Below are 24,902 nucleotides of genomic sequence, written 5' to 3' on the forward strand. Positions count from 1 at the left end.
TGTGTGTGACTGAGGGTCACATAAAGTCCGAGAGCCCGGACTGCTGGTCGTCCTCTTCGGCGGCGTCGCTGTCGGGCACCTCCTCTTCGTCCGCTGTCTCGGCCTCCTCGCCGTCGTCGGCCGCTCCACCGAGGGTCGCCTGCGAGTCCTCGTCGCCGTCTTCGTCCGCGGTGTCGCCCTCGCTCGCCTCGGCACCGCTCGCGGACCCGCCAGCGAACGCACCGCCGGAGTGTTCGACGGCGGCCTCCTCCTGCAGTCGCTCGGCGTCCTCGACGATGGACTGGACCTTGTTGGTGTCCTTGCCCGACCCCGTGACGAAGGCGACGTGTTCGGCCTCCATGTCGTAGGTGGCGGCCATCGCCACCGTCAGTTCGCGGTTCGTACAGTGGTGGGTCATCGTCGCGAGGAACGGCATAATCTCCCGGCGGGCGGTCCGCATCGAGACGCCGTCGACGGCAGCGATCTGCTGGGCGACGTAGTCCCGGGTCTTCCGGGTCCCCTTCGAGCGGCCGAGTTTCGACCAGTACGAGGGTGGCCCGTAGCGGGTCCAGCCACCCTTCTTCCCGTCGCGGGCGGCGGCGACGCCGGCGGTCATGTTGTCGCCCGCGTAGCGCCAGAACGAGTAGTTCTGCGTCGCTCGCACCCGGCCGAGCCACCGGTCGGCGTTCGAGAGGAACTCGTAGGCCGTCGCGAGTTCCGCGCCCTCGTAGTCTTTGGGCATGTTGTCCTCTATCCAGTTGATGAGGTCGTCGGGCGTCTCGTCGACGTCGTAACTGGCCTTCAGGGCCTCCTCGGCGGTGCCCTCCTTCAGCACGACGTCGAGGTACTCGAAGATGCCCTCGGAGGTGTCCCGTTCGCCGGAGACGTAGTCGTCGGCCTCGATACGGTCGCGGCCCTCGGCGGTCGCCTGCAGGTCCTTGATGGCCCCGCGCAGGTCGCCGCTGTTCTGCTCGGCGATGTCCTCGATGACCGCGTCGGTGTACTCGACGCCCTCCTTCCGGCAGATGTCACGGAGGACGGGGACGATAGAGCGCTTCTGCACCGCCGAGAACTCGATGTCCTGACAGTTGTTGCGCAGGGAGTTGGACATCTCGTAGTACTCGTTGGCGATGAGGATCATCGGCTGGTTGGCCTCCTTCACGAGCGAGGCGATGGCACGGGCACCGCCCCGGTCGGCGTTGCCGTGGATGTTGTCGGCCTCGTCCATCACCACGAGGCGTCGCCCCGCCCCGCCGGCGGTGAGGGTGCCGGACTTCGCCGCCTCGCCGGCGACCTGTTCGATGACGTCTTTGGTGCGTGAGTCGCTGGCGTTGAGTTCGATGGTCGGCCAGCCCATGTCGTTGGCCAGCGCGTGAGCGGCGGAGGTCTTGCCCACGCCGGGCGTGCCGTGGAGGACGACCGCCTCGCGGTGGCTCTCCCACGTATCAGCCCACTCCTTCAGCGCGTCGCGGGCCTTGTTGTTGCCCCGTACCTCCGAGAGCGTACTCGGGCGGTACTTCTCCGTCCAGTCCATTGGACCGTGGTTGGTGCGACCGGCGTTTAGGGGTTGCGGAGACAACGTGGCCCGAAGGCATTTACCGCCGGCAGGCGGCGTCTGACCCGTCATGAACGAAGACAGCCGTAGCTACGTCGCCGCCGCGGCGGCCGGTGCCGTCGCGTTCGTCCTCGCGTACGTACTGGTGTACGCCCTCAGCATCTCCGTGGTCAGGGACTCGATACTGACCGGCATCGCCGAGGCGTTCGGCGACGAGAACGCCGCGTGGAAGATAGTGGGCTGGGTGTTCTTCAACGCCCAGTTCGTCACGACGACCGTCACCGTCGACGTGCCCTTGCTCGGCGGTACCGACGCAGTGAACTTCGTCGCCGAGAGCGACTCGCTGTCGCCCGTGCTGTACGTGATTCCGCCCGCTCTATTGACCGCCGCCGGTCTCGCGGCCGCCCGTGTCGACGGCGCGGTCGAGACGGCGCGTGCGCTCCGGGTCGGCCCGGCGGTCACGCTGGGCTACCTCCCGCTGGCAGTCGTCGGGGCACTGCTGTTCGCGGTCAGCGTCGGCGAGGGGAGCGGTGGGTCGCCCGACCTCCTGACCGCCGTCGTCCTCGCAGGCATCCTCTACCCCGTCGTCTTCGGGACGCTCGGGGCAGTCCTCGGCACGGCACTCGGCGGCGACTGACGCGGCCAAGCGTTTACGTGGGAAGGCGCGGCCACGGACGGCCGTGGCACGTCGATACCCGAGTCAGACAGGCGACGAGCGAGCGGTCACGCCCGTGGTCGCAGTGGTACTGCTCGTCGCTCTCGTCGTCGTCCTCGCCGCCTCGGTGACCGCCGCTACCGTGGGGTACGCGAGTGACCTACGCGGCCCGGCCCCGACCGTCGCCCAGTCCAGCGGCGAGTTCGAGCGATACGCGACCGGCGGTGGCCGTTACACCGACCAGATAGTCCGCGTCACGCACCTCGCCGGCGACCCGTTACGCGTCGCCGACCTCGAACTGGTCGTCGACGCCAGCGACGCCTGCGGGAAGTCGGGTCGGTTGGTGAACCTCCCCGCGGAGGGTGACGACCTCCGGCCGACCGAGGCGTACGTCCGCGGCGACGACGTCTTCGACAACGCCTACGACGCCGTCGAGGGGCCTATCGGGACGGGCGACGTCGACGACGACGGGACGTGGAGCGCCGGCGAGACGGCCCAGTTCCGTCTGGCGACGAGCGAGTGTCCCCTCGACTCCGGTGACCGCTTCACCGTTCGGGTCGTCCACACGCCGACGGGCGCCGTCCTCGTCGAAGAGTCGGTGACGGCGTCCTGATGGGGACCGGCGTTCCGGTACGTTTTTGTTCCAGTCCGATAATCTTGCTAACTAATGACACGCGGCGCGCGCGCCCAACTCGCCGAGAAGATAGCCGGCGAAGTCGCACTCAGCGACGACCCGGGGGCGACTCTGCGGAAGTGGCGTACCGACTTCGGCGTTGCACAGACGGCGTTGGCCGACCGGTTGGACGTCTCACCGTCGGTCGTCTCCGACTACGAGAGCGGGCGTCGGGACAACCCGGGTATCGCCGTCGTCCGGCGACTCGTCGGGGCGCTTTTAGACATCGACGAAGAGCGAGGCGGCGACCACATCCGACAGCACGCCCGCGTGCTGTCCTCGGGGTTCGACAGCGACGTGGTCCACGACCTGCGGGAGTACTCGGCCAACGTCTCCGTCGAGCGAGTGTACGACGCCATCGGCGCCGAGGAACTCCACCGCGGCGGGCAGGACACCGTCGCCGGCCACACCGTCATCAACTCCATCGCCGCCATCACGCGCCTCTCCTCCGACGAGTTCTATCAACTGTACGGCCAGTCGACCAACCGCGCGCTGGTGTTTACGAACGTCACCCGCGGGGAGTCCCCGCTCGTGGCGCTGCGCGTCGTCTCGCCGACGCCGAACGCCGTCATCCTGCACGGCCTCGACAGCGACGACGTGTGGGAGAAGGCGGCCGATCTGGCTCGCATCGACGACTTCTCGCTCGCGGTCACGGACCGGGATATAGAGGACGTGCTGGACGGGTTACGGAGCCTCCCGTAACGTCGGGTTGCTCGTCGCTCAGAGCGCGACGAGTAGGTCCGTCGCGTACATCACGGCGAGGCCGACGAGGAACGCGAGGACGTTCGTCGGCGTGCCCAGCGACCCGCGACGCCGGACCATCGTCCCGATCTCCCAGTTCACCTGCAGGATAGCGCCCACGCCGATGGCGAGAAACAGCGCCCCCAGCGTCGGCGAGAAGGCGATGCTGCCTATCCACCCGCCGAGGATGACCGGCGCGCCGGCGATGGCACCCAGCGCGACGAAGTGCCAGAGGGCCGGGCGCTCGCCGTCGGCGACGGGGGCGACCACTGCCGGGCCTTCCGTGACGTTGTGAATCATAAAGCCGACGACGAGGAACGCGCCAAGCGAGACGCGCCCCAGCGCCACCGAACTCCCGATGGCCAGCCCTTCGGCGAGATTGTGCAGGCCGATGGAGAGGGCGACGAGGTAGGCGATACCCAGCGGATTCACGTCACCCGAAGCGTTCCACGCCGAGACGGCCTGCACCAGCAAGAGGGCCCCGAGGATTCCCAGCACGACGAGGAGGTTCCCCTCGAAGGCGCCGGGCACCTCGGCCGCCAACTCGAACGCTTCGAACCCGGCGTCGAACGCCAGAAACGCCAGCACGCCGACGGCGAACAGCAGGATAGCGTGCAGCGACCGGTCGCTCATGCCTTGCATCACGGGGTACCACAGCATCCCGAGTGCGACGGGGATGACGCCGACGAACAGACCGACGACGGCCAGCAGGCCGAGTAACTCACCGGTGAGCCCCGGCGACACCTGCGGGGCCGGAATCGTGTGCGTGAACGTCGTCCCGTCCGAGAGGACGAGACCGGTGTGAAGGTCCCACCCCGGCGTCCAGTGGTACGGGACGACGACGCGCCCGCTCTCCATCGGTGCGAGGGTGTTCGTCGCCTCGCCGCCGGCATACAGCGTGAAGTCCCAGTAGGCGTCGTTGACGAGCACCTGACTGATCGTCACGGGGTCCGGCCCGTTGTTGGTCACGTGGAGGACCACCGTCTCGTCGTTCGGCAGCGACGCGTGCGTGACCGTGACGTCGGGCAACGCGCCACCGGTCACCAGTCCGGCGAACGGGTTCAGAAAGACGAACCCCGCGACGACGACGGCGAGCAAGACGAGCGGTGCAACGGCCCCGACCCACGTCGGGAGGCCAAAGGGCATTCCGCCGCGAGCAACGGTCGCGCCACCGTCGGTACGTTCGTCGGTCATGCTCGCACCTCGAAGAAGCTCATCCAGCCGAGTTCGGCGAACTCCGACTGGTGGGCGTGGAACATATACAGCCCCGGCTGATGGTCCGAGTAGTCCAGTTCGACGATACCGCGCTGTGCCTGACACTGCATGATGGTGTCGATGGTCTTGTGTGTCGGTTTCAGCGTCGTCCCGTGGTCGTAGTAGTCGAAGAACTGCGAGTGGGTGTGAAAGGAGTTGACGAGGTCGAACTCGATGGCGTTAATCAGGTACACCCGCTGACGCTGGTCGCGTCGTATCTGTATCGGCTTGACCGTCTCGCCGGCCTCCCACTCGCCGTTCTCGGCGTCGGTCGACCCGACGCCGTAGGCGAAGGCCCGCGTGTTCGCGGCGTACACCTCGTTGTCGCCGTCGAAGTTGGTGTCGAAGCCGTTCATCACCATCACCATCTCGTCGACTTCGTCGGCGCGGTACTCGTGGTTACGCAGTTCGGCTTCCTCGACCAACTCGGCGCGCAGGTCGTCGGTCATCGGGCCGTGGTAGTTGACGTAGTCGCGCGGGTTCTGCCGGACGCGCTCCGGGTCGGGGTCGATGATCATCGCGCCGTAGAGCCCGCGGTGGATGTGTTCTTTCAGCGGCATGGAGTGGCAGTGATAGAAGTGACACCCCGCCGGCCGGGCCTGCCACTCGTAGACGAACCGCTCGCCCTGTTCGATGACGCCCGGGCCGTTCTGGGGGATGCCGTCCATCTGCGGGTCGACGTTCTTCAGATGCGGGTGGATCGTGTGGGGGTGGTCCTGACCGTTGCTGAACCGAACGCGAACGAGTTCTCCCTCGACGGCCCGCAACGTCGGCCCGGGGACCTGCCCGTCGTAGGTCCACGCCGGGAACGTGACGCCCGGCGCGATTTCGATCTCTCGGAGCGACGCGTCCAGTTCGAACTCTCGGACGCGCTGCCCGTCTTCCATCTTGACCGTTCCAGTCTCGAACGTCCGGAGGAACTCGTGTGGATCGAAATCCGCAGATTGGAACTCGCCGACGACGCCGGCGCGACCGTGTGGCGATTCGGCGCCATCGTGGTCGCCCGACGCAGTGGCACCGCCGGAGAGCCCCACGGCGCTCGCGCCTGCGAGCCCCAACCCGCCCAGTACCGCACGGCGACTGACCGCCGCGTCGTCTTTGACGGCACTGACGAGTCGGTCAGAGAGCGACTCGGTGAGTTCCGCCGCGTCCTCGCGGTCGCCGGTCGACCGTGGCCCGTCGTCGGGCATCAGACAGCACCACCATCGGGATTCGACTGCCGAGAGAACTCGACGCCGTTCCAGTTTTTAGACTTCTGCATAGTCGAGATTAGATTCGTCTAAAATAAAAGTATGCCGATGGTAAGATCGCGCGTGTACGACGGCAGTACGGGCCAGTCTGGCGGTTCAAAGCGATGTTGCGGCGTGGATACGTCTCTCGGTGACAGGAACACCGATCGAAAAGCCGCCGCGCCGGAACGACCCGTCGAGCGGAGTGAGACGCCTCGCGAGTGACGTCGTTCCCCGCTCGTCGTTTACGCGGACCGCACGTCGTCCGGGTCCGGTCTACTCTACGTACCGGTACTTCCGTTCGCCCATCCGCCCCCAGCCATCGAAGACGAACTCCGATTCGGGTGCAGTGAACTCCTCGACGTCGGCGTTCGTGTCGTGGTTGTGGACGTCGTGAATCTGCTCGTACTCCTCGAACGAGAGGTTGTACCGCTTGCGATTCTGCTCGTCGATGTTCAACTGGGCGATCTCCTCCTCCCAACCGGGGACGACCGTCTCGGCGTGGACCTCGGCCTGTGCGCCCGACCCGTAGGAGGCGACCAGTAGCTGTTTGCCGGCTAACTCGCGGCCGTGTTCGCGGGCGTGTTTCAGACCGGCGGCGCGGGCGATGTGGACCGACCCGGTGTACCAGTTCCCGACCTCGCGTGAGATCTCCAGCGTCGGGTCGATAGTGTCGGCGTACCAGTCCTGGTAGCGCTCTGTCTCGGTTAGCGCGTCGGTGTATTCCCGGATGGCGTCGCGGAACGCGTCGTCGGACTCGAAGTCCTCGCGCATCGGTTGGTGGCCGATTTCCTCGGCGACGAGGTCCTCGACGTCGGTGCCGCGGATGATGTGCCGGTAGCCCAGCGCCGCGGCCTTCCGGACCATGCCGGGGAACGGCGTGTGGAACGGAATCAGCGGGTAGTCGTCGGGATGGATGTCGCCGACTTGCGACGCGAAGTCGTCCAGCGCTTCGCGCATCCGTGCCAGATAGACGTTCACCGAGCGCTTCCCGTCGACGGAGGGGAACTGCTGGTTCGGCTTGAGGAAGTCCGTCTCGTCGGCGCTACCGAAGCCCTGTTCGGTGGAGAGTTCCACGAGGCTCGGGTCCTCGTCGACGAGCATCGCGACGGCGCCGGCCCCCTGCGTGGCCTCGCCGGGGTCGTCGCGGGCGTACAGCGCCGTGTCCGTGGCGATGACGATGGCCGCCCGGCCGCGGTTCCGACCGGCTCGAATCCAGTTGTAAGCGTCGTCTAAGCTCTGTGTGCCCGCGATACAGGCGAACTTCCGCTCGCCCTTGTTCGCGTGGTGGAAGTCGCCGTCGTAGACCTGTTCGAGACAGCCCGCGACGTACGTCGAGACGGGCTTGGAGTTGTCGAAAGAGGACTCCGTCGCCACGTCGATGCGGCCGATGTCCGCCGGTTCGAGCCCCTTGCGCTCCATCAGTCGGTGGGCGGCGTTGGCCGCCATCGTCACGATGTCCTCGTAGACGTCCGGGAACGAGGAGGCGTGCAGCCCCAGCCCCTTCGTGTACTTCCCGGGGTCGTCACCTTGGGCCGGCGCGAACGTCTCGGCGAGGTCCAGCTTCAGTTTCCCTGTCCAGATCTCCATCGCGTCGATACCGACTGCTGTCATAGATTGAGAGTTACGGGGACGGCATATGTGTTTGTCGACTGTGTATTCGACGACCGTCGAATTTCGGAGACGGTAACGACGGTCGATGTCGTCGATCAGGTCTCCTGGAAGTAATAGACGACGTCTCCCCGGTTTTGTAACTCGATGGTGACACGAACGTCCCAGTTGTCCGAACTCGTCACTTTCGTTAGCCCGGTAAAGTCGTACTGGGTGAACGTGTTCCCGCTCGCCGTCCCGAACTGCCCGACGAACACGACCGCGCTACTTCCGCCGCCTGTGGTACTGAGGACCGCGTTCTGGTCTAAGTCGATACGACTACCGTCTGCCGAGAGCGCTCTGGAAGTCGGGTTGCCGTCAACGTCTCGATAGCCGTCTGAATCACCGCCAGATATGTCTATCTCGCGCGGCCCGTCGTTGTATATCTCTCCGGACACGCCGTTTCGTGCAGTGATAGAGACGGCCTGAATCCGTGCGAAGTTCGAATCGCTGTTGCTAATCTCGAATTGGACCGCACTGTTACTTCCGGTGGTCGTGAGGCCGCCTTCGTACCGGATGCCGTTCTGGACGCTCGGGGAACTGACCGCGAACGTCGTGCCGGCGGTGTCGGCGTCGCTCCGACTGAGGCCGACGGTGTACGGCGAGTTCGCGCCCGACCCCGTGCTGACGCCGGTCAGTTCGAGCGTGATGATGTCGCCGTCTGTCGCCCCGTCAGAGGTGTACTGCAGGACGACGTCACTGCCCTGTTCGAGGAACTGGACGGACCCACCGCCGCCAGCGACGGTGGCGCTCGCACTGCCGTAGTTCACGTCGTCGGCACCCTGTGCGTTCGAGAGGTCGACGTACACCGTCTCGCCGTTCGGGAGCGTAGTCCCGGACGTCGGTGAGAACGATATTTGCTGGGTCTGGCTCCCGGTGTTGGGGTCTAGGTCGTCGACGCTCACGCTGTCGAGGGCCGAGGTACCGGCCCCGCGAGTGACCGAGAAGTCGTCGGTCACGGTGTTACCCGTATCGGCCCGGGTGAACGGCACCGAGTACGGGTTCGACTGGTCGCTCTGGTCGCCGGCGATGACGTCGGTCAGTCTGATGGAGACTTGCGTTCCCGCCGCGACGTCGCTCGACGGGGTGTACTCGATGCGGGTCCGGTCGTCGTCGGACTGAGAGACCCAGGTGGCGGACCCGCCGCCGGCCGAGGCGATGGAAGCCGACCCGTAGTCGACCTGCAACGGACTCACCGTCTGCGGGTCGTCGAGGTTGATGGTGACCGTCGTCCCCGCCGGAAGCGTCGTCGAGGGCGTAAACGTCAGCGTTTGTTCTTGCTTCGCGTTGGGCACCAGTCCAGTGGCCCGCGTGCTACTGAACGAACCGCTGGTGTCGGCGGGCGAGACGGTGTACGTCCGTTCGTAGACCACGCTGTCGACGGTGTACGTCAGCGACACCAGGAGTTGTTCGCCCCGCATGTCGACGTTCGAGGCGGTCCCCGACCCTTCGTCGTAGCGGTAGAACTCATAGAGGTACGCCGTGAACGTCGTCCCGGCGGAGACGCGGGCGTTGTCGGCGTTGATGCGCCCGTCGATGTCGAGGTCGGTCTCGCGCGGGAGCGAAACGCCGTCCCGGCCGGAGAATCCGGAGGAAAACTGGCTGAAGTCGACGTACGCGTCCTGCACGTCGCCGTCCACGTAGTACTCGTTGTCCGTCGGTCCGATGCCCGCCGACTCGTCGGCGAGGGCGTCGATAGTCGTATCAGCCGGTCGGATGTCGATGTCGGTGACGGTTATCTCTTTGTTGTAGGTGTTCTGGAAGGAGAGGTCCACGCCGCCGGGAACGGTGTTGGCGTCGCCGTCGCCGTCCGCGTCGTCGTCGTCTTTCGCCAGCGCCGAGACGAGGGAGACACTCCCCGCTGGGAGACCGGTACTCTCGGACTCGACGGTCACCGTTCGCGTGACGTTCTTCGGGTCCCCGGCGTCGAACGAACCGAGGTTCGGTGTCACCGCTGCGTCGCCGGTGATGGCCTCCGTCGTCGTGAAGTTGAGTTGATGGGGCGTCGTCGCGGTGGACCCGTCAGTGTTGTACGTGAACGTGACTCGTCCATCTTGGTCGGTACTGCGGGTCGTATCTGCGAACGACCCCGGACTGGAACTGTTGTCGCTGGCCTCGACGGTCACCCCCTCGACGGGGTTGTTGTACGCGTCTCGCACTTCAAGGACGATCTCGGTCTCGCCGCTCTGTGTGACCGTCGCGTCACCCGAGTCGACGACCGTGACGTAGGCGTCATCCTCGTCGGTGACGCGCGACCCGACGCCGACTTTCGCCATCTGGAGTCGGTAGTCAACACCCGACTCGAACGCAATCGTGACGTTGTTGAACGGCCCGTTCTCGCCGGTCTTGCTCACGCTGGTGACGTAGGCGTCGGGGTCGGTGCCACCGGGATCGTACTCCTCGTCGAGGAGACCTTGGACCTGCGTGGGGGAGAGCCGCGTCAGCAGCGAGACGGATACCGGGTTCGTTCCGTCGTCTGTGACGGTGACGGTGCGGGTCGACTGGCTCACCGGTTCGACGTCTACCGTCGTCGTCCCGCTCGAAGACCTGCCGAGCGACCCGTTCAGCGCGACCAGCGAGATGCGGCGCCCCTCGACGAGCGTCTGTCCCGACAACGGCAGCGCGTCGCTCCTGAACTGGTTGTACGCGACGGAGTGCTCGTAGTAGGTGGTGGGAGCCGAGCCATAGAGGTTGTAGTTCGGTTCGTAGACCAGCGTACCGGTGTTGTACCGCCGGGGCGACCCATCCCAGAGGTCACCGGTCTCACCGCTCGCGACGGCGTTACTGAGCGTCAGGTCCTTCGAGGCGTCGACGGTGCCGTTCGTCCGCAACGACCCGGACGGCGGCCCCGGGTTGACCGCGACGGCCCGACTCGGGTAGTTCGTCCCGAGTGTCACCGACACCGACGCCGACGACCCGCCGCCGACCTGCGAGACGATGGCGTTTCGCAGGTCCTGCATCTGGGTGTGGACCCGCTGGTTGTGGTTGAACTCAATCTCCTCGTTCTGCTGTGGGACCACGAAGGCCTGATAGCTCGAAAACGCGACGACGAGGACGGCGAACAACAGTACGGCCCCCACCTGGACCGACTGTGCTCTCCGGTCCCCGACCAAATCCATGCAGGGTAGTTGCGGAGTGGTAGGTAAAAACCTGTCCGGTAACTCAGCTCTCGTCTTCCTCTTCGACGACTTCGGGGTCGCTCATCGCCGTCTGGAGGCTGTCGAGGCCGTTGACCCACTCGGAGACGAGGCCGTACTCCAGGTCCTCGGCGACGTCCATCGCGAGTTCGTCGCCGTCGATGATGCGCGTCCCGGCCTGCACGCAGTAGCCAAGCGCCGCGTCGAGGTCTTCTTCGGCCTCGGCGTCCGCTGCGGCACCGACGTAGTCGGCGACCGTCGCCTCTTCGGCGGGACCCTCTGCGACGTACTCCTCGGCGGCGTAGAAGACACAGACCAGCGACGTTTGCACGCCGTCTATCAGCATCAGCGTCTCTTCGTCGTCCATCTCGATGTCGTCGAGGACGATCTCTCTGACCCCGGCGAGTTCGTCCAGCGTCGTCTCTTCGTCTAGCGTGCCGTCCTCGTAGTCGGTGAGTATCTTCGCGATGGCGATAGCGGCATCGTCCTGCAGGTTCAACAGGAGGCGCGCCGAATCCTCGTCTTCGGGGTCGACACCCTCCTCTTCGATGCGGTCGAGCCAGTTCTGCCAGCGTTCCTCGGTGTAATACTCCCCCGGCGGAGTGCTCATACCACTCCGTTCGTGCGCCCGGGGATAATAGCTTCGACAGGCGACGCCTACCGCCGCGTAGCCACCAAACCATCCGGAATCGAACGGGTGGCGGTCCTCGAACGGTTCGACAGGGCCCACCCGCAGTTCTGGGGGATTTATGCGCTTTCGTATGCTATGACACCTCATGTCACAGCGGCGTTCGACGCTCGACGCGCCCGTCGACACCGACCCGACAGTCGTGGGCCGACGGGCGACGCGGGCCGGACTCGCTCTCGCCGCGGCGACGCTACCGCTGGTCGTGGGGACTGTCGCCGGAATGCTCGTGGACGCACCCACGCTCACAGCGGGTGTCGACGCCGTCCTCGCCGCGGCGGGCACGCCGCTCGTCGGTGGATACGGGCGGGCGTGGCTGTTCCACGTCGGCGCGCTCGGCCTGCTCGCGGGGTGCTGGCTGCTCGGGGCCGGCCTCCTGCTAGACGGGTTGTTCGACTAGTCCTCGGCGTCGGCGCTGACCGACCGGACCGGGTCGTCGACCGCTCCGTCGCCTCTGGTCTCGAGCGTCCGCTGTGGGAACGGGATAGCGATGTCTTCCCGGTCGAAGGCCGTCTTGATTTCCCGAACCACGGCCGAGATGGCGCGCCACTTGCGAGGCGGCGTCGGGTGGTCGATCCAGAACCGGAGTTCGAGGACGATGGCCGAATCGCCAAACGACTTGGGGACGACCTGTGGCGGTGGCGAGTCTATGATGTCGTCGACGCGGGCCATCGCATCCTCTGCGGTCTCCATCGCCGTGTCCACGTCGGCGTCGTAGTCGATACCGACGTCGAGGGTCAGTCGTAACAGCCCCTTCTGGCTCCGGTTGGTTATCGCCTGCTCGCTCACCAAGTCGTTCGGCATGACCACGAACTCGCCGTCGAAGTTCTCCAGTCGCGTGTTGAAGATGGTGATGTCTGTGACGATACCCTCCTCGTCGCCGACGACGACCCAGTCGCCGATGGTGAACGGTCGGGAGAACATGAGAACGAACCCGGCGATGAGCGACCCCAGCGTCTGTCGGGCCGCGAAACCGACGACGATACCGAGGAAGCCGGCCCCGACGAGGAGGCCGCCGATGTTGATACCCCAGATGGCGAGGATGGACGCCCCGGCGGTGACGAAGATCGTCACCTGTCCGAGACGGAGCAGAATCTCCTCCTGATGCTCTGTGAAGTCGTCGAGCGCCAGACTCAGGCGGTCGATAGTCCGCTGTAACTGATCCGAGAGGACGAACGCCACCGTGACGAGCAGTGCCGTCTGGAGGGTCCGTAACAGCGTCGGGTCGTCGCTCTCGACGTACGGGCGCAGCGTCCCGGCGACGTCGACGAGGTCCCAGACGACGAGAAAGGAGAGGACGACGAGCAACAGCACCGCCAGTTGTGCCGTCCGCAGGAGGACCCCGCGGAACGACGTCGGCGTATAGGCTGCGAGCCGAGTCAGCCAACCGGACCCTAGCTGGCTGACGGCGAGCGTACGCAGGCGAGCGAGCAGCGCTGGGACGACGACGACGCTGAACACGAGGACGCCGAGCAGGATGGCCGTCGCGACGAGTTGGCCCTCCGACGCCGCGAGCGCTTCGAGTGACTCTTGGAGCGCCTGCACGAAGTCGAGTAGCGACTGTGTGGACCGATCCGCAGCCTCAGTCGTCGTATCCGTCCCCTGCACACCCCCCATATCACCACCGTAGTGACTTGTGTCTTCGTTTCCGATCCGTAGACGGAACGACCGAACCGGCGGTGTGACCACGGAACGGACAGCGAAGCGGTGCCCGTTTAGACGCCGCGGCCCTGCAGTTGCTCCTCTTCGGGCAGGTCGGCGTTGGCGTCGCCTCTCATCCCCTTGCCGACGTTCTTGCTGATCTCGGTGAGTTTCTCGGGGTCGTCCCAGTTGTTGACGGCCTCGACGATGGCGGTGCCCATCGCCTCGGGGTCTTCGGCGCCGAAGATGCCCGAACCGACGAAGATGCCGTCACAGCCGTGGTGCATCATCAGCGCGGCGTCGGCGGGCGTCGCGATGCCGCCGGCGGCGAAGTTGACGACCGGCAGGCGACCCATATCGGCCGTCTCGTGGACGAGGTCGGCGGGGGCCTCGTGCTCGCGAGCCCACTTCTCGCGTTCCTCGTAGTTCATCCCCTCCAGTTTGCGGATGGCGCCCTTGATGTTGCGCTGGTGGTGGACGGCCTGATTCACGTCGCCGGTGCCGGCCTCGCCCTTCGTGCGAATCATCGCCGCACCCTCGTCGATGCGACGGAGCGCTTCCTGTAGGTTGCGAGCGCCACAGACGAACGGCGCAGTGAACTCGCGCTTGTCGATGTGGTACCGGTCGTCGGCCGGTGTCAGCACCTCGCTCTCGTCCAGCATATCGGCGCCCGCGGCTTCGAGTATTTCGGCCTCTTTCGTGTGTCCGATACGGGCTTTGCCCATCACCGGGATGGACACCTCGTCGATGACCGCCTGCAGCGACGCCGGATCGGCCATCCGGGCGACGCCGCCACGCTTGCGGATGTCGGCCGGCACCGCTTCGAGGTTCATCACCGCGACGGCACCGACATCCTCGGCGATGCGGGCCTGTTCGGGCGTGACGACGTCCATGATGACGCCGCCCTTCTGCATCTTCGCGAACCCGCGCTTGACGAGGTCAGTACCGCGGCGGAGGTCCTCCAGATCGGTAGCTTCAGGCATTGATCGGGGATTAGGACTGGATTTACTTAACGCGTGTCCTTGGCGGGGACAGGAACGGACGGGCCGGAGTGAGTCCGGCGAACGACGGCCCGTGACGTGCTAGTGGTATTTATCCTCAGCAGATAATCAGTACACAGATGGATATGGAGTGGCCCCCACTCAACTACACAGGACAGATACGGGTCCTCCACGTCGACGACAACGCGAACTTTCTGGAGGTGGCGAGAGCCATGCTCACTCGCCAGTCCGACGCGCTCGACATCGTCTCCGTCACCGACCCGACAGTGGTCACTGACCGACTCACAGAGGGCGACATCGAGTGCGTCGTCTCGGACTACGACATGGGCCCCATCGACGGCCTCGAACTCCTGCGAGAGGTGCGGGAAGACCACCCGGACCTGCCGTTCATCCTGTTTACCGGGAAAGGGAGCGAAGAGGTCGCGAGCGAAGCCATCTCGGCCGGTGTCACAGATTACGTCCAGAAGAGCGGCGACAGCGAGACGTTCGAGATGCTGGAAAACCGCATCGAGAACGCCGTCGACCACGCCCGGACCGAAAACCGTCTCGCGTACGAGAGTAGCCTGCTCGACACTATCTTCGAGCAGGTTCCACACCACATGTACATCAAAGACGCGGCGGGTCGCCACGTCCGAATGAGTCACGCACACGTCGACGACCCCGAGGCGGCCATCGGCAAGACGGACCGCGAACTCTACCCCGGACCCCACTCCGAGGACACCTACGCCGACGACATGTCGGTCATCGAGACGGGCGAACCGATCATCCACAAGGAGGAACAGACCATCGACGAGGTGGGCGAGACGTACAGTTTCGACCATCTCGAAGACAACTACGAGCAAGACGTCGTCACCGACAAGGAGCGGTTCAACGAGTGGGTACTCACCTCCAAGGTGCCGTGGCGCGACGAGGACGGCGACATCGTCGGTCTCATCGGCATCACGTTCGACATCAGCGACCGCAAGCACTACGAGCAGTCGCTGGAACGGCACACCGAGCGCCTCGAACAGTTCCTCGCCGAAGTCGCTCACGACATCCGGTCGCCGCTACAGGTCGCGAGTTCGAACGTCGCGTTGCTACGGGAGACGGGCGCTGACGACGAGCGACTGGACGCTATCGAACGGAGCCACGACCGCATCGCCGCGCTGGCCGACGAACTCGGGAGCTTCGCCAGACACGGCGACGTCGACCCGACGCCGGAACCCGTCGACCTGTCCGAGGCCGTCTCGGAAGCGTGGGCCAGTCACAGCACAGGCGAGGCGACGCTCTCGGTCGGTGACCTCCCGACCGTCGAGGCGGACCCCACCGAACTGAACCGCCTCATCGACAACCTCATCGACAACGCTATCGACCACGCCGGGTCCGACGTGACGGTGGCCGTCGGCCCTCTCGACGACGGAACGGGATTCTTCGTCGCCGACGACGGGCCGGGTATCCCCGAGAGCGACCGTGAGGGGGTATTCGAGACGGGATACACGACCGCCGCCAAGGGGACCGGTCTCGGACTGGCCATCGTCGAGACTGTCGCAGACCGACACGGCTGGACCGTCGCGGTGACCGAGAGCGAGGCGGGCGGCGCGCGGTTCGACATCAGCGTCTGAGCGCGGGTGTACGCTATCCGCCCGACCGCTAGCGTTTTGCCCACGCCATCCCACAGCGGAGACATGGCCACACAGGAGGGCGTCGGTGGGCGCATCGAGGCGATCGTCGCGCGGGTCTTCGACGGGCCAGTGCCCACCACCGAGGGACTCCCACGGTACGTCGCGCCACTTCCCGAGTGGCTCGAAAACGTCGGCTTACGGCTGGCGTGGCCCATCGCGCTGGTCAACCTCGTCGGGACGCTGTTTGGCTTCTGGTACTACGCCGGCCGACCGCTGAACCTCGCGCCGCCGCTCGTCGAGGGGCAACTCGGGGCCGCGCCGTTGCTCGCCTACCCGCTCATCCCCGACTCGCCCGTCGCGACGATGTTCATCGGCCTCTCCTTCGCCGCGTGGCGGCTCGACTGGGACGCCGAGTGGTTGCACATGCTCGCGTTCTTCGGGTGTATCAAACTCGGCCTGTGGACGCCGTTCGTCCAGTTGGTCATCAACGGCCCGGGCGGCATCGCGGCGTGGCTCTACTGGTTTCTCGTCCTCTCGCACGTGGCGATGGCCGTCGAGGCGTTCCTCATCCACCGCTACGCGAGCTTTTCGGTCCCGGCGGTCGCCGTCGCCGTGTTCTGGTACGGCTTCAACGACGTGGTCGACTACTTCGTGCCGGTACTCGGAGGCCCCCACCACACGTGGCTCCGCGGCGAACCGCTGGTGGCGGCCTACACGTTCGACCACACCGTCCTCGCGCACGACCTCGCGGCCGGGTGGGCCGTCGTCCTGACCATCGCCGCGACGTTCTGGGCGCTGTCGACGCGGGTCGAGAAGGTAAAGCGCCGGTCCGCGACCGAGTGAGCGGCGCTCAGATAGTGAAGGGGTCGTCTTCGTCGCGCTCCTCTAACACCCACTCCAGTTCCTCGATGGCGCGCAGGATGGCCACTTCGGCCTCGTCTTCCAGTTCCGAGGACGGGGGGTCGTGGCTGTCGTACTCGTCCCGAAGCGCCTCGATGCGGTCCCGTATCGCCGCCTCGTCTTGCATACGCGACCGTACTCGCCGGTCGGCATTGATGCTACTGGTCGCGGCGATGCGCGCGAAGAAGGGCGGCCGAACGCAGTTCGTCGCTTACCGCACGACGACGACGGCGTTCTCCGTCTCGGTCATCTCGCCCTCGCCGGAGTACGTACGAGATTCCTCGACGGCGAACATCTCGGCGTCCAGTTCGAACTCGCCGCCGGCGACGACCAGCGTGTCGCCGTCAATCTCGTAGTCGCCGGCCTCGATAGCGCTGTCGAGTGCGCCGACGTCGCTCCCGAACTCCGGCCCGACGATGGAGTAGTCGAGGTCGATGTCGCTGACCTCGGTGGTGATGTCCGGGGCGTCCTCGAACGTCTCCAGCGTCTCGACGTGCATCGCCTCGGCGATGGCCGCGGCGAACCCTTCGACGTGACCGTACACCTCGACGTGCTCTAAGTCGGCGTTCAGCGGCAGGCCGTTCTCCGTCTTGTAGCGGCGGAGCGCGGAGACGACTTCCATCGCCGTCTCGCCCGCTTCGAGGTCCGCCTCGTAGCCGCCGGCGACGGGCCAGTCGGTCGTGTGGACCGACTCCTCTTCGTCGTAGACGCGGTTCCAGAGTTCCTCGGTGATGTGGGGGAGGAACGGCGCGAACAGTTTCAGGAAGGTCCGGTGAGCGGTCAGGAGCGTGTACTCCGTGGACGGGTCGCCGCCGTCCGAGAGGCGCTGTTTGGCGATTTCGAGGTAGTCGTCACAGAACGTGTTCCAGAAGAACGACCGCAGTTCGTTGCGGGCCTTCGAGAACGCGTAGTCCTCGAACTTCGCCGTCACGGAGTCGATGGTCGCGTCGAGTTCCGCCAGTAGCCAGCGGTCGACGGCCGAGAGGTCGGCCTCGTCGACGTCGCCGACCGCGTCGTGGGCGGGGGTCAACTGGTCGACGAGTCGGGAGGCGTTCCAGAGTTTCTGGAGCAGACGTTCGCCCGCTTCGAGGTCCCCCTCCTTGTACGGGAAGTCGTCGCCGATGGAGGTCCCGGCGGCCCAGTAGCGGGCGGCGTCGACCGGGAAGTTCTCCAGCACCTCGCTGGGCGGGATGACGTTGCCCTTCGATTTGGACATCGCCTCGCGGTTCTCGTCTAGGACCATCCCGTTGACCATGACGTTCTCGAAGGGCACCTCGTCGGTGTGCTCGTAGCACTTGACGACGGTGTGGAACAGCCAGAACGAGATGATGTCGTGGCCCTGCGGGCGCAGGTCGAACGGGTACAGTTCCGGCATCTCCATCTCGAAGGTGCCGTCGGCGATGGAGTTGGGTTCGGCCGCGTCGGCGTCGGCGTGCCAATCCCAGCCTGCGTTGACGAGCGGCGTGAGCGAGGAGGTGGCCCACGTGTCGAAGACGTCCTCTTCGGGCGTGAACGTGTCGTGGCCACAGTCCGGACAGCCGTCGACCGGCGGGTCGTCCGAGAGCGGGTCCGCGGGCAGTTGCTCGGGGTCGGCCAGAATCGGCTCACCGCACTCGTCACAGTACCAGACCGGAATCGGGATGCCCGAATCGCGCTGGCGGGAGATACACCAGTCCCACTCTAGCCCCTCTATCCAGTGCTGGTAGCGGCTGTACATCTTCTCGGGGAACCACTCCATGTCGCGGCCGGCCTGCAGGTACTCGTCTTTCTTGTCGAGCAGTTTGATGTACCACTGCTCGGTGACCAGATACTCGACTTCGACGCCACAGCGCTCGTGGACCTGCACGGTGTGCTCGTGGTCGCGCGATTCGAGGAGGTAGCCTTCGACGTCTAAGTCCTCGATGATGGCCGCACGGGCCTGCGTGGTACTCATGCCCTCGTAGTCGCCGGCCACCTCGGTCATCGTCGCCGATTCGTCGATGGCCAGTCGGAGGTCTAAGTCGTGGGCCTGATACCACTCGATGTCGTTCTGGTCGCCGAACGTACAGCACATGACGAGGCCGCTGCCGGTCTCCATGTCGACGCGCTCGTCGGCGATGATAGGGACCTCCTGGCCGAACAGCGGGACCCGCGCGGTGCCGCCGACGAGGTGCTGGTTCGCGTCGTCGTCGGGGTGGACGAAGACGGAGACACAGGCTGGGAGGAGTTCCGGGCGCGTCGTCGAAATCGTAAAGGTCTCGTCCTCGACGGGGCCGTCGCCGTCCTCGACGAGGTCGAAGGCGATGTCGTTGAACTTCGTGTGTTTGTCCTCGTCCTCCTGTTCGACCTGCGAGATGGCCGTCTCGCAGTCCGGACACCAGATGGTCGGCGCGCGCTGGCGGTACTCCCGACCCTGCTCGTAGAGGTCGAGGAAGGACAGTTGCGAGACCCGCTGGACCTCCGGCGCGATGGTCTTGTAGGTGTTGTCCCAGTCGACGGAGATAGCCAAGGATTGAACGTCCTCGGTGAACTCGTCCTCGTAGCGCGTACAGACCTCGCGGCACTTCTCCTGGAACTCGCGGCGCTCGAAGTCCTGGTGGCGGATGTCCAGTTCGCGTTCTGTCAGGCGCTCGGAGGCGATGCCGTTGTCGTCGTAGCCGAAGGGGAAGTAGACGGTGTCGTCGGCCATTCGGTGGTAGCGGGCGACGAAGTCCTGCAGGGTGAACTGGTAGAGGTGGCCCATGTGGAGGTTCCCAGACACCGTCGGCGGCGGCGTGTCGATGGTGAATCGGGTGTCGGCGTCGCCGTCGTAGGCGTAGGTGTCCTCGGCGACCCAGTGGTCCTGCCACTTGGGCTCTATCTCGCTGGGGTCGTACTCCCCGTCGATGCTCTCGGACTGGTCGGTTGGCGATTCCTCGGTCGGTGGGTCCTGTGTGTCACTCATGTCTGAACGGCGGCGTGTCGGTCGAAAACGGTGCGGGCGTCGAGAGGTGGTGTTAGTGGGGCGTGGGGGCCCCTACTACGACGGGTACGAGAACGGCTTCGGAGACTGCTCGACGCGCCATTACGTGTATGTGGGCCAACCGGGGGCTAAACGACTTCGGTTTGCTGGTGTCGATGCAACTCTTGAGTGTGGGGACGCGAGCAGGGGTCCGAACAGCCAGAAAGTCCCGCCCGATTGGCTGTTCCACGAGGTGGGACGTTCCGATGCTGTCGAAGCACGACGACGTTACCGAATCAATAGACGGTATCTAGGGCAGTTCGTGGTCGCGGTCCTCGGCCGAATGGGCGCGGACCCACAACTCGCCGATACGGGAGAGGCGGGTGCGGTAGGACTTCCCGTGTTCCTCCTGTTCGATGTAGCCCTTGCCGCCGGGGCCGAGTCGGTCGACGTTGTAGATGACCTTCGAGCGGAACGAGTCGGTGTACTCCTCGCCGAGATCGCGGGCCAGTTCCTGGGCCAGTTCCGAGACGGACTCGAACTCGCCGTGTTCGCCCAGTGTGAAGAGGATGACCTCCTCGAACGGCTTGACGTTCGAGAAGGAGGCGACGGGGAGTTCGACGATGTGGGAGCCGTCTATCTCCTTGGCCCCGATGGTAGTGCCGCGTTCGTCGAACTCCTCTAAGAGGTCCAGTGCCGTCGCCAGTCGCTCGTCGACCCGTTCGTCGACGGCCTCACCCTGCTGGAGGTCTTCGAGGAGGGCGACCTGTCGGCGCAGTTCCTCGGCGAGTTCCGTCTCCAGATACTTCTCGGGGACGGTGTAGTAGGTGTGGATGCGGTCCCGGTCGCCCTCGCGTTCGACCATGATGGAGTGGGCGGCCGTCGCGAAGGCAAAGGAGACGGTCCGGGGCATCGCTGAGACGTTGACCCACACCTCGCCCCCGGCGTCGAGTTCCGCGTTGATGAGTTCGAACGCCTGTTCGAAGGCCTCGTCGTAGTCGTAGACGTCGGCGACGACGACGCGTTCGGTCTCGGCCCCCAGCAGGTTGCTGTAGTCTTTCTCCAACTTCTCGGCGAGGTTGCGCGAGTACTCGACGTTGGCCTCCGAACCGACGGCCCCCTCTAAGAGGATGACGCGGTCCACGTCGAGTTGCTCGCGCACCAGCGGCGCGATGAGCCGGTCGTAGTCGAACCCGACCGGGACGATGTGGGTCTGCATACCCAAACTGCCGTCACGGACGGTTATAAACTCCCGTAGACTCCCGCCGCGTCGGCGACGGGCACCGACCGAACAGTTACTTACAGGCGTCGTGGACCGTCTCGCCGTCTTCGTTCGGGCTTCGGGACTCGCCGACGACGATGGGGTCGCCGCAGGCGGCACAGGTCAGCGACGCGCCGGAGGGCGCGCTCTCCGGCGCGGACTCGGTCGTCTCGTCGGCAGTCGATACCACGGCGGTGTCGTCGTCCGACTCGTCCTCGGCGACGCCGACCGACGTGTCGATGTCGAGGGCGTCGTTGACGCCGCAGTACTTCGTGCTCGCGTTGAATCCGAAGACGAGCGCACCGGCACCGGCCAGCAGGCCCCGCATGCGCTTGCCGTTCCGGAACGAGCGAATCGCGGCGATGGTGAGGACCACTGCGAGGGCTGCACGGGCGAGTCTGTCGCGGTCGCCGACGTTCTCTGAAACGTCCATATCGGACCGTCGGCCCGGACGCCCTTGTAGGTTCACATCTCGGCCACGGCGGCCCCGTCCTCACTCGCCGAACGGGTCCTCGTAGCCGTTGCGGACGAAGTATCGCACCCAGTTGCCGTAGGTGCGGTCGGCCGGGTGGTCCGCGACCTGTTCGTACTGGACCGTCCCGGACTCGTCGACGACGTAGGTGGCGGCGATGCCGGTGAGACCGTGACTGGTCTCCTCGGTGCCACTGTACTGCGCTGCGACATCGCCGTCGGGGTCGGCGAGCAGTTGGATGTCGAGGTCGTAGCGGTCCCGCATCTCCGTCACGGGACCGATGGGGTCGGTGACGACGGGGAGAATGTTGACGTCGTCGTTGAACCAGAGGTCGTAGGAGACCTCGCTGAACGTCTGTAGCTGTTCGGCGCAGAAACTGCACCAGTGGCCCCGGTTGACGAGAACGACCGTCGGGCCGTCGCCGAGGTGGTCTGAGAGGGAGACGTCTTCACCGCTGGTACTCTGGAGCGTGAAATCCGGCGCTTGCGACTGTTCCAGCGTCATGCAAGCGTCGTTAGCCGCATCGATAGATAACGGGCGTCCGGGTGTGCGACCGGTCGACACAACCGGGGGCTGAGAGACGGCGGAGCAGACGGCCGTCAGTCGGCGTCGACGCCGTCGACCCGGTAGACCGCCGGCTTCTCCTCCGGCGCGGTGGAGGTGACCAGCGAGACGCCGACTGTCAGGACCAATCCGAGCAGGATGCCGACGATACCGGGCGTCCAGCCCATGTACGCGGTCGGGAGCGCGACGGAGGCGCCGACCACTCCGGCGAGCGTCTCGACGACGGGGAAGACGTGGAAGACGTAGAACACCTGCGCCCCGCCGATACCGGCGTACATCCCGTAGCGGGTGGTGCCCTGCCAGTACAGCGCCAGCGCGACCGGCACCGTCAGCTGGGCGAACCCGCTGAAGGCGGTGTCACCTATCTGGACGAGCGTCCCCGGCGTGTAGAGGCTGGCGACGAACGAGAGCGTCGCGAACGCGACGACGCCGACGCGGGCGACCAGCGCCTCCCGTGCGTCCTCCGCGGCCGTCTCGCCCTCGCCGAAGACGCGCTTCAGCGGGCGGTAGACGTCCCGCGTCAGGTACGAGGACCCCGAGAGGAGCATCGAGTCGCTGGAAGACATCATCGCCGCCATCGCGCCGGCGATGACCAGCGCCGCGAACCACGTCGGCGTGTACTGGGCCAACAGCGCCGGGACGACGTTGCTGCCCTCCGGCACCGTCACGCCGAGGCCGGCGGCCCACGCGCCGAGCATGAACGCCGGCACGAACAGCAAGAGGACGAGGACGGGCCACAGCGCGAACGTCCGCTTCAGCACCGTCTTCGACCCGGCGGCGAAGAACCGCTGGTTTATCTGGGGGAACATCGTCACGCCGAAGGCGATGCTGATGGCCGTCGAGAGCATCCACTGCGGGGAGTAGAGCCCCCCGCCCAGCGCGAGGAACTCGGGGTTCGTCTCGGCGAGCGCCGCGGTGGCTTCGCCCGCGCCGCCGACGGCGGCAAGAATCCACGCGACGGCGACCCAGACCAGCGAGAGCATGAACAGGCCCTGGAGGGTGTCCGTCCACGCGACACCGCGCATCCCGGAGGCGGCGACGTAGACGATCATGAACAGCGTGATGCCGCCCGCGCCGACCCAGAACGGCACCGCCCCCTCCGTGAGGCCGACGATGGCCTGTCCCGCCCCCTTCTGCTGGAGCATCACGTACGGGAACAACCAGACGAGACTGACGCCGGCGACGAGGACCCGGAGCGGCGTCGACCCGAACCGGTCCCCGAGCATCTCCCCTAGCGTGACGTAGCCGTGGCGCTTGCCGACCAGCCACTGCTTGTATCCCAGCACGTACCAGAGGACGGCGAAGATGATGCCGTCCATCAGTCCCATCACGAGAATCCACTCGGGGCCGGCGGCGAACGCGAGGTTCGGCCCGCCGAAGAAGGTAAAGGCCGAGAGGAGGGTGGCAAACGTCGTAAAGAGGAGGACGACGGTGCCGAGCGTCCGACTGGCGAGGTAGTAGTCCTCGGCGCTCCGGTCGGTCAGGCGGTAGGCGACGACGCCCACCGCCAGCGCGACGACCATGTACGCACCGACGATACCCAGTTGGAGGGCGGTGTCGGCCATCTCAGTGTACCCCCTCGACGCCGAGGCCCCAGTCGGTTCTGGCGAAGACGGCGAAGACGACGCTCGCGAGCACCATCCACCCGACGTGCCACCAGAGCCACACCGGCAACCCGAACGCGACACCCGCACTGCCCCAGAGGAACCACGGGACGGCCAGCGCCATCAACGTGAGGGCGACGACTGTCCAGCCGACGGTTCGTGCGACGCTCATATCGACGCATGGTACACACTGGCGATACTAATGGGTATCGAACCTTCACACCGAAGTTATGAAGAATTTTTCTCTTCAGTACACGCGGGTCCCCGGTTCGACGTCCCGTTCGGTGGTCAGGTGGACCACGCCGTCACCGCCGTCGACGCCGGTGACCAGACACTCGCTCTCGAACCCGGCGATGGAGACGGTCCCGAGGTTGACGACGGCGACGACCTGTGCGCCCAGCAGGTCCTCGTGGTCGTAGTAGTCGGTGAGGCCCGCCGCCGACTGCAGGGTCTCCTCGCCGAAGTCCACTTCGAGCTTGTAGACGTCCTTTCGCGCCTCGGGGAAGTCCGCCACGTCGACGACTTCGCCGACGCGCATCTCCACGTCTTCGAGGAACCGTGCCGGGTCGATGCTCGCTTCGCTGAATCCCATGGGACCGTATTGTGGGGCCGGTTATATGACAGTCGCGCCGGCAGAGGAAGGTATGCACACGGCAGTCCAGTTGTGGACGCTCCGGAACCTCGACGTCTCGACGCCGGCACTGCTCGACCGGGTCGCCGCCGCGGGGTACGACGGCGTCGAGTTCGCCGGCATCGAGGACCCGCCGGAGACCGCCCGAGCGATGGACGAAGTGGGACTGGTGGCGGCCGGCGCGCACGTCGACGCCGACGAACTCAGGGCGGACCCGGCGGGCGTCGCCGCCGAACTCGATACGCTCGGCGTCCCGTCCGTCGTCGTCCCGTATCTCGACCCGGACCACTTCATAGACACGGCGACCGTCGACGAGACGGCCGCGATGCTCGACGCCCTCGCAAGCGAGTTCGACCGGCCGCTCCTCTACCACAACCACGACCACGAGTTCGTCCCCGTGGGGACCGAGACGGCGTTCGACCGCCTCGCCGCGGAGACGGCCGTCGGGTTCGAACTCGACGTGGGGTGGGCGGAGGCGGCGGGCCGCGACCCCGCGGCGCTCCTCTCGGACCTCGCAGGCCGCGCCCCGGTCGTCCACCTGAAAGACGTGACCGCCGCGGGCGAACCGACCGAACTCGGCGAGGGCGTCGTCGACCTGCCCGGGGTCGTCGAGGCCGCCCGCGACGCCGGCACGGAGTGGCTGGTCTTCGAACACGACGACCCCGCGGACCCGATGGCCTCGGTGGAGAACGGTATCGAGGTCGTAGAGCGCGTACTTGAGCAGTGACCGGCGTCGCTGCGTGGGACTA

23 protein-coding genes are annotated in these 24,902 nt (G+C 66.0%); 7 read left to right on the forward strand and 16 right to left on the reverse strand.

Annotated features, from left to right (window positions below; genetic code table 11):
- Positions 1 to 16: 16 nt before the first annotated feature.
- Complete coding sequence (locus NDI85_RS09955) at positions 17 to 1,513, reverse strand: replication factor C large subunit (RefSeq protein ID WP_310915667.1); 1,497 nt, start codon at positions 1,511 to 1,513, stop codon at positions 17 to 19.
- Positions 1,514 to 1,604: 91 nt separating this feature from the next.
- Here NDI85_RS09955 and NDI85_RS09960 point away from each other — a divergent pair, with 91 nt between their 5' ends.
- The 3 genes from NDI85_RS09960 to NDI85_RS09970 are packed head-to-tail and all read left to right on the forward strand — an operon-like array spanning position 1,605 to position 3,564.
- Entirely contained in the window at positions 1,605 to 2,171 is a 567-nt protein-coding gene (locus NDI85_RS09960; protein ID WP_310915668.1) for a hypothetical protein, read from the forward strand.
- A gap of 43 nt (positions 2,172 to 2,214) precedes the next feature.
- Positions 2,215 to 2,802, forward strand: a complete 588-nt coding sequence (locus tag NDI85_RS09965) for a type IV pilin (RefSeq protein ID WP_188998911.1) — start codon at positions 2,215 to 2,217, stop codon at positions 2,800 to 2,802.
- Between the two features lie 54 nt (positions 2,803 to 2,856).
- Positions 2,857 to 3,564, forward strand: a complete 708-nt coding sequence (locus tag NDI85_RS09970; protein ID WP_188998914.1) for a helix-turn-helix domain-containing protein — start codon at positions 2,857 to 2,859, stop codon at positions 3,562 to 3,564.
- Between the two features lie 18 nt (positions 3,565 to 3,582).
- On the opposite strand, the gene NDI85_RS09975 is transcribed toward NDI85_RS09970, so the two are convergent.
- From NDI85_RS09975 to NDI85_RS09995, 5 genes are all read right to left on the reverse strand, one after another.
- On the reverse strand, positions 3,583 to 4,797 hold the full coding sequence (locus tag NDI85_RS09975) for a ZIP family metal transporter (RefSeq protein ID WP_188998917.1): 1,215 nt from the start codon (positions 4,795 to 4,797) through the stop codon (positions 3,583 to 3,585).
- A complete protein-coding gene (locus NDI85_RS09980) occupies positions 4,794 to 6,047 on the reverse strand; it encodes a multicopper oxidase domain-containing protein (protein ID WP_188998920.1) in 1,254 nt (417 codons plus the stop codon). Before NDI85_RS09980 ends, NDI85_RS09975 begins: the two co-directional genes overlap by 4 nt.
- Positions 6,048 to 6,362: 315 nt before the next feature.
- Entirely contained in the window at positions 6,363 to 7,700 is a 1,338-nt protein-coding gene (gene hmgB, locus NDI85_RS09985) for a hydroxymethylglutaryl-CoA synthase (RefSeq protein WP_310915669.1), read from the reverse strand.
- A gap of 95 nt (positions 7,701 to 7,795) precedes the next feature.
- Positions 7,796 to 10,855, reverse strand: a complete 3,060-nt coding sequence (locus NDI85_RS09990; RefSeq protein WP_310915670.1) for a hypothetical protein — start codon at positions 10,853 to 10,855, stop codon at positions 7,796 to 7,798.
- Between the two features lie 43 nt (positions 10,856 to 10,898).
- Positions 10,899 to 11,483, reverse strand: coding sequence for a DUF2150 family protein (locus tag NDI85_RS09995; protein ID WP_188998929.1), 585 nt, complete (start codon positions 11,481 to 11,483; stop codon positions 10,899 to 10,901).
- Positions 11,484 to 11,649: 166 nt separating this feature from the next.
- On the opposite strand from NDI85_RS09995, the gene NDI85_RS10000 reads away from it, so the two are divergent.
- The gene (locus NDI85_RS10000; RefSeq protein WP_188998932.1) at positions 11,650 to 11,958 is read left to right on the forward strand and encodes a hypothetical protein; all 309 of its coding nucleotides are present in this window, start codon (positions 11,650 to 11,652) and stop codon (positions 11,956 to 11,958) included.
- Here NDI85_RS10000 and NDI85_RS10005 read toward each other — a convergent pair.
- Entirely contained in the window at positions 11,955 to 13,175 is a 1,221-nt protein-coding gene (locus NDI85_RS10005; RefSeq protein ID WP_188998935.1) for a mechanosensitive ion channel family protein, read from the reverse strand. The genes NDI85_RS10000 and NDI85_RS10005 overlap by 4 nt on opposite strands.
- A 98-nt stretch (positions 13,176 to 13,273) precedes the next feature.
- A complete protein-coding gene (gene pdxS, locus NDI85_RS10010) occupies positions 13,274 to 14,182 on the reverse strand; it encodes a pyridoxal 5'-phosphate synthase lyase subunit PdxS (protein WP_188998938.1) in 909 nt (302 codons plus the stop codon).
- Positions 14,183 to 14,325: 143 nt separating this feature from the next.
- On the opposite strand from pdxS, the gene NDI85_RS10015 reads away from it, so the two are divergent.
- Together NDI85_RS10015 and NDI85_RS10020 are read left to right on the forward strand one after the other, a co-directional pair.
- On the forward strand, positions 14,326 to 15,801 hold the full coding sequence (locus NDI85_RS10015; protein WP_188998941.1) for a hybrid sensor histidine kinase/response regulator: 1,476 nt from the start codon (positions 14,326 to 14,328) through the stop codon (positions 15,799 to 15,801).
- A 63-nt stretch (positions 15,802 to 15,864) separates the two neighbouring features.
- The gene (locus NDI85_RS10020) at positions 15,865 to 16,644 is read left to right on the forward strand and encodes a DUF1405 domain-containing protein (RefSeq protein ID WP_310915671.1); all 780 of its coding nucleotides are present in this window, start codon (positions 15,865 to 15,867) and stop codon (positions 16,642 to 16,644) included.
- A 7-nt stretch (positions 16,645 to 16,651) separates the two neighbouring features.
- Here NDI85_RS10020 and NDI85_RS10025 read toward each other — a convergent pair whose 3' ends face one another.
- From NDI85_RS10025 to NDI85_RS10060, 8 genes are all read right to left on the reverse strand, one after another.
- On the reverse strand, positions 16,652 to 16,828 hold the full coding sequence (locus tag NDI85_RS10025; RefSeq protein ID WP_166971775.1) for a hypothetical protein: 177 nt from the start codon (positions 16,826 to 16,828) through the stop codon (positions 16,652 to 16,654).
- An 84-nt stretch (positions 16,829 to 16,912) separates the two neighbouring features.
- Entirely contained in the window at positions 16,913 to 19,624 is a 2,712-nt protein-coding gene (locus NDI85_RS10030; protein WP_310915672.1) for a valine--tRNA ligase, read from the reverse strand.
- Between the two features lie 307 nt (positions 19,625 to 19,931).
- Positions 19,932 to 20,840, reverse strand: coding sequence for a DUF6293 family protein (locus tag NDI85_RS10035; protein ID WP_188998950.1), 909 nt, complete (start codon positions 20,838 to 20,840; stop codon positions 19,932 to 19,934).
- 76 nt (positions 20,841 to 20,916) lie between these two features.
- Positions 20,917 to 21,315 (reverse strand): DUF2892 domain-containing protein, encoded by a 399-nt coding sequence (locus tag NDI85_RS10040; RefSeq protein ID WP_310915673.1) that lies wholly within the window; start codon positions 21,313 to 21,315, stop codon positions 20,917 to 20,919.
- A 60-nt stretch (positions 21,316 to 21,375) separates the two neighbouring features.
- Positions 21,376 to 21,858: a redoxin domain-containing protein gene (locus tag NDI85_RS10045; protein ID WP_310915674.1), complete on the reverse strand. Its 483-nt coding sequence runs from the start codon at positions 21,856 to 21,858 to the stop codon at positions 21,376 to 21,378.
- A gap of 95 nt (positions 21,859 to 21,953) precedes the next feature.
- Positions 21,954 to 23,483 (reverse strand): sodium:solute symporter family protein, encoded by a 1,530-nt coding sequence (locus tag NDI85_RS10050; protein ID WP_310915675.1) that lies wholly within the window; start codon positions 23,481 to 23,483, stop codon positions 21,954 to 21,956.
- A gap of 1 nt (position 23,484) precedes the next feature.
- The gene (locus NDI85_RS10055; RefSeq protein ID WP_310915676.1) at positions 23,485 to 23,694 is read right to left on the reverse strand and encodes a DUF3311 domain-containing protein; all 210 of its coding nucleotides are present in this window, start codon (positions 23,692 to 23,694) and stop codon (positions 23,485 to 23,487) included.
- Between the two features lie 75 nt (positions 23,695 to 23,769).
- Positions 23,770 to 24,114, reverse strand: a complete 345-nt coding sequence (locus NDI85_RS10060) for a tRNA-binding protein (protein WP_166971789.1) — start codon at positions 24,112 to 24,114, stop codon at positions 23,770 to 23,772.
- Between the two features lie 52 nt (positions 24,115 to 24,166).
- Here NDI85_RS10060 and NDI85_RS10065 point away from each other — a divergent pair, with 52 nt between their 5' ends.
- Positions 24,167 to 24,880: a sugar phosphate isomerase/epimerase gene (locus tag NDI85_RS10065; protein WP_310915677.1), complete on the forward strand. Its 714-nt coding sequence runs from the start codon at positions 24,167 to 24,169 to the stop codon at positions 24,878 to 24,880.
- Positions 24,881 to 24,902 lie beyond the last annotated feature (22 nt).

Source organism: Haloarcula sp. S1AR25-4 (assembly GCF_031624555.1).
In the GTDB taxonomy this organism is placed as follows: domain Archaea; phylum Halobacteriota; class Halobacteria; order Halobacteriales; family Haloarculaceae; genus Haloarcula; species Haloarcula pellucida.

Bases quoted from the DNA above. Each gene is read 5' to 3' on its own strand.
- NDI85_RS09955 (WP_310915667.1), bottom strand. From the start codon at position 1,513: ATGGACTGGACGGAGAAGTACCGCCCGAGTACGCTCTCGGAGGTACGG.
- NDI85_RS09960 (WP_310915668.1), top strand. From the start codon at position 1,605: ATGAACGAAGACAGCCGTAGCTACGTCGCCGCCGCGGCGGCCGGTGCC.
- NDI85_RS09970 (WP_188998914.1), top strand. From the start codon at position 2,857: ATGACACGCGGCGCGCGCGCCCAACTCGCCGAGAAGATAGCCGGCGAA.
- NDI85_RS09975 (WP_188998917.1), bottom strand. From the start codon at position 4,797: ATGACCGACGAACGTACCGACGGTGGCGCGACCGTTGCTCGCGGCGGA.
- NDI85_RS09980 (WP_188998920.1), bottom strand. From the start codon at position 6,047: ATGCCCGACGACGGGCCACGGTCGACCGGCGACCGCGAGGACGCGGCG.
- hmgB (WP_310915669.1), bottom strand. From the start codon at position 7,700: ATGACAGCAGTCGGTATCGACGCGATGGAGATCTGGACAGGGAAACTG.
- NDI85_RS09990 (WP_310915670.1), bottom strand. From the start codon at position 10,855: ATGGATTTGGTCGGGGACCGGAGAGCACAGTCGGTCCAGGTGGGGGCC.
- NDI85_RS09995 (WP_188998929.1), bottom strand. From the start codon at position 11,483: ATGAGCACTCCGCCGGGGGAGTATTACACCGAGGAACGCTGGCAGAAC.
- NDI85_RS10000 (WP_188998932.1), top strand. From the start codon at position 11,650: ATGTCACAGCGGCGTTCGACGCTCGACGCGCCCGTCGACACCGACCCG.
- NDI85_RS10005 (WP_188998935.1), bottom strand. From the start codon at position 13,175: ATGGGGGGTGTGCAGGGGACGGATACGACGACTGAGGCTGCGGATCGG.
- pdxS (WP_188998938.1), bottom strand. From the start codon at position 14,182: ATGCCTGAAGCTACCGATCTGGAGGACCTCCGCCGCGGTACTGACCTC.
- NDI85_RS10015 (WP_188998941.1), top strand. From the start codon at position 14,326: ATGGAGTGGCCCCCACTCAACTACACAGGACAGATACGGGTCCTCCAC.
- NDI85_RS10020 (WP_310915671.1), top strand. From the start codon at position 15,865: ATGGCCACACAGGAGGGCGTCGGTGGGCGCATCGAGGCGATCGTCGCG.
- NDI85_RS10025 (WP_166971775.1), bottom strand. From the start codon at position 16,828: ATGCAAGACGAGGCGGCGATACGGGACCGCATCGAGGCGCTTCGGGAC.
- NDI85_RS10030 (WP_310915672.1), bottom strand. From the start codon at position 19,624: ATGAGTGACACACAGGACCCACCGACCGAGGAATCGCCAACCGACCAG.
- NDI85_RS10035 (WP_188998950.1), bottom strand. From the start codon at position 20,840: ATGCAGACCCACATCGTCCCGGTCGGGTTCGACTACGACCGGCTCATC.
- NDI85_RS10040 (WP_310915673.1), bottom strand. From the start codon at position 21,315: ATGGACGTTTCAGAGAACGTCGGCGACCGCGACAGACTCGCCCGTGCA.
- NDI85_RS10045 (WP_310915674.1), bottom strand. From the start codon at position 21,858: ATGACGCTGGAACAGTCGCAAGCGCCGGATTTCACGCTCCAGAGTACC.
- NDI85_RS10050 (WP_310915675.1), bottom strand. From the start codon at position 23,483: ATGGCCGACACCGCCCTCCAACTGGGTATCGTCGGTGCGTACATGGTC.
- NDI85_RS10055 (WP_310915676.1), bottom strand. From the start codon at position 23,694: ATGAGCGTCGCACGAACCGTCGGCTGGACAGTCGTCGCCCTCACGTTG.
- NDI85_RS10060 (WP_166971789.1), bottom strand. From the start codon at position 24,114: ATGGGATTCAGCGAAGCGAGCATCGACCCGGCACGGTTCCTCGAAGAC.
- NDI85_RS10065 (WP_310915677.1), top strand. From the start codon at position 24,167: ATGCACACGGCAGTCCAGTTGTGGACGCTCCGGAACCTCGACGTCTCG.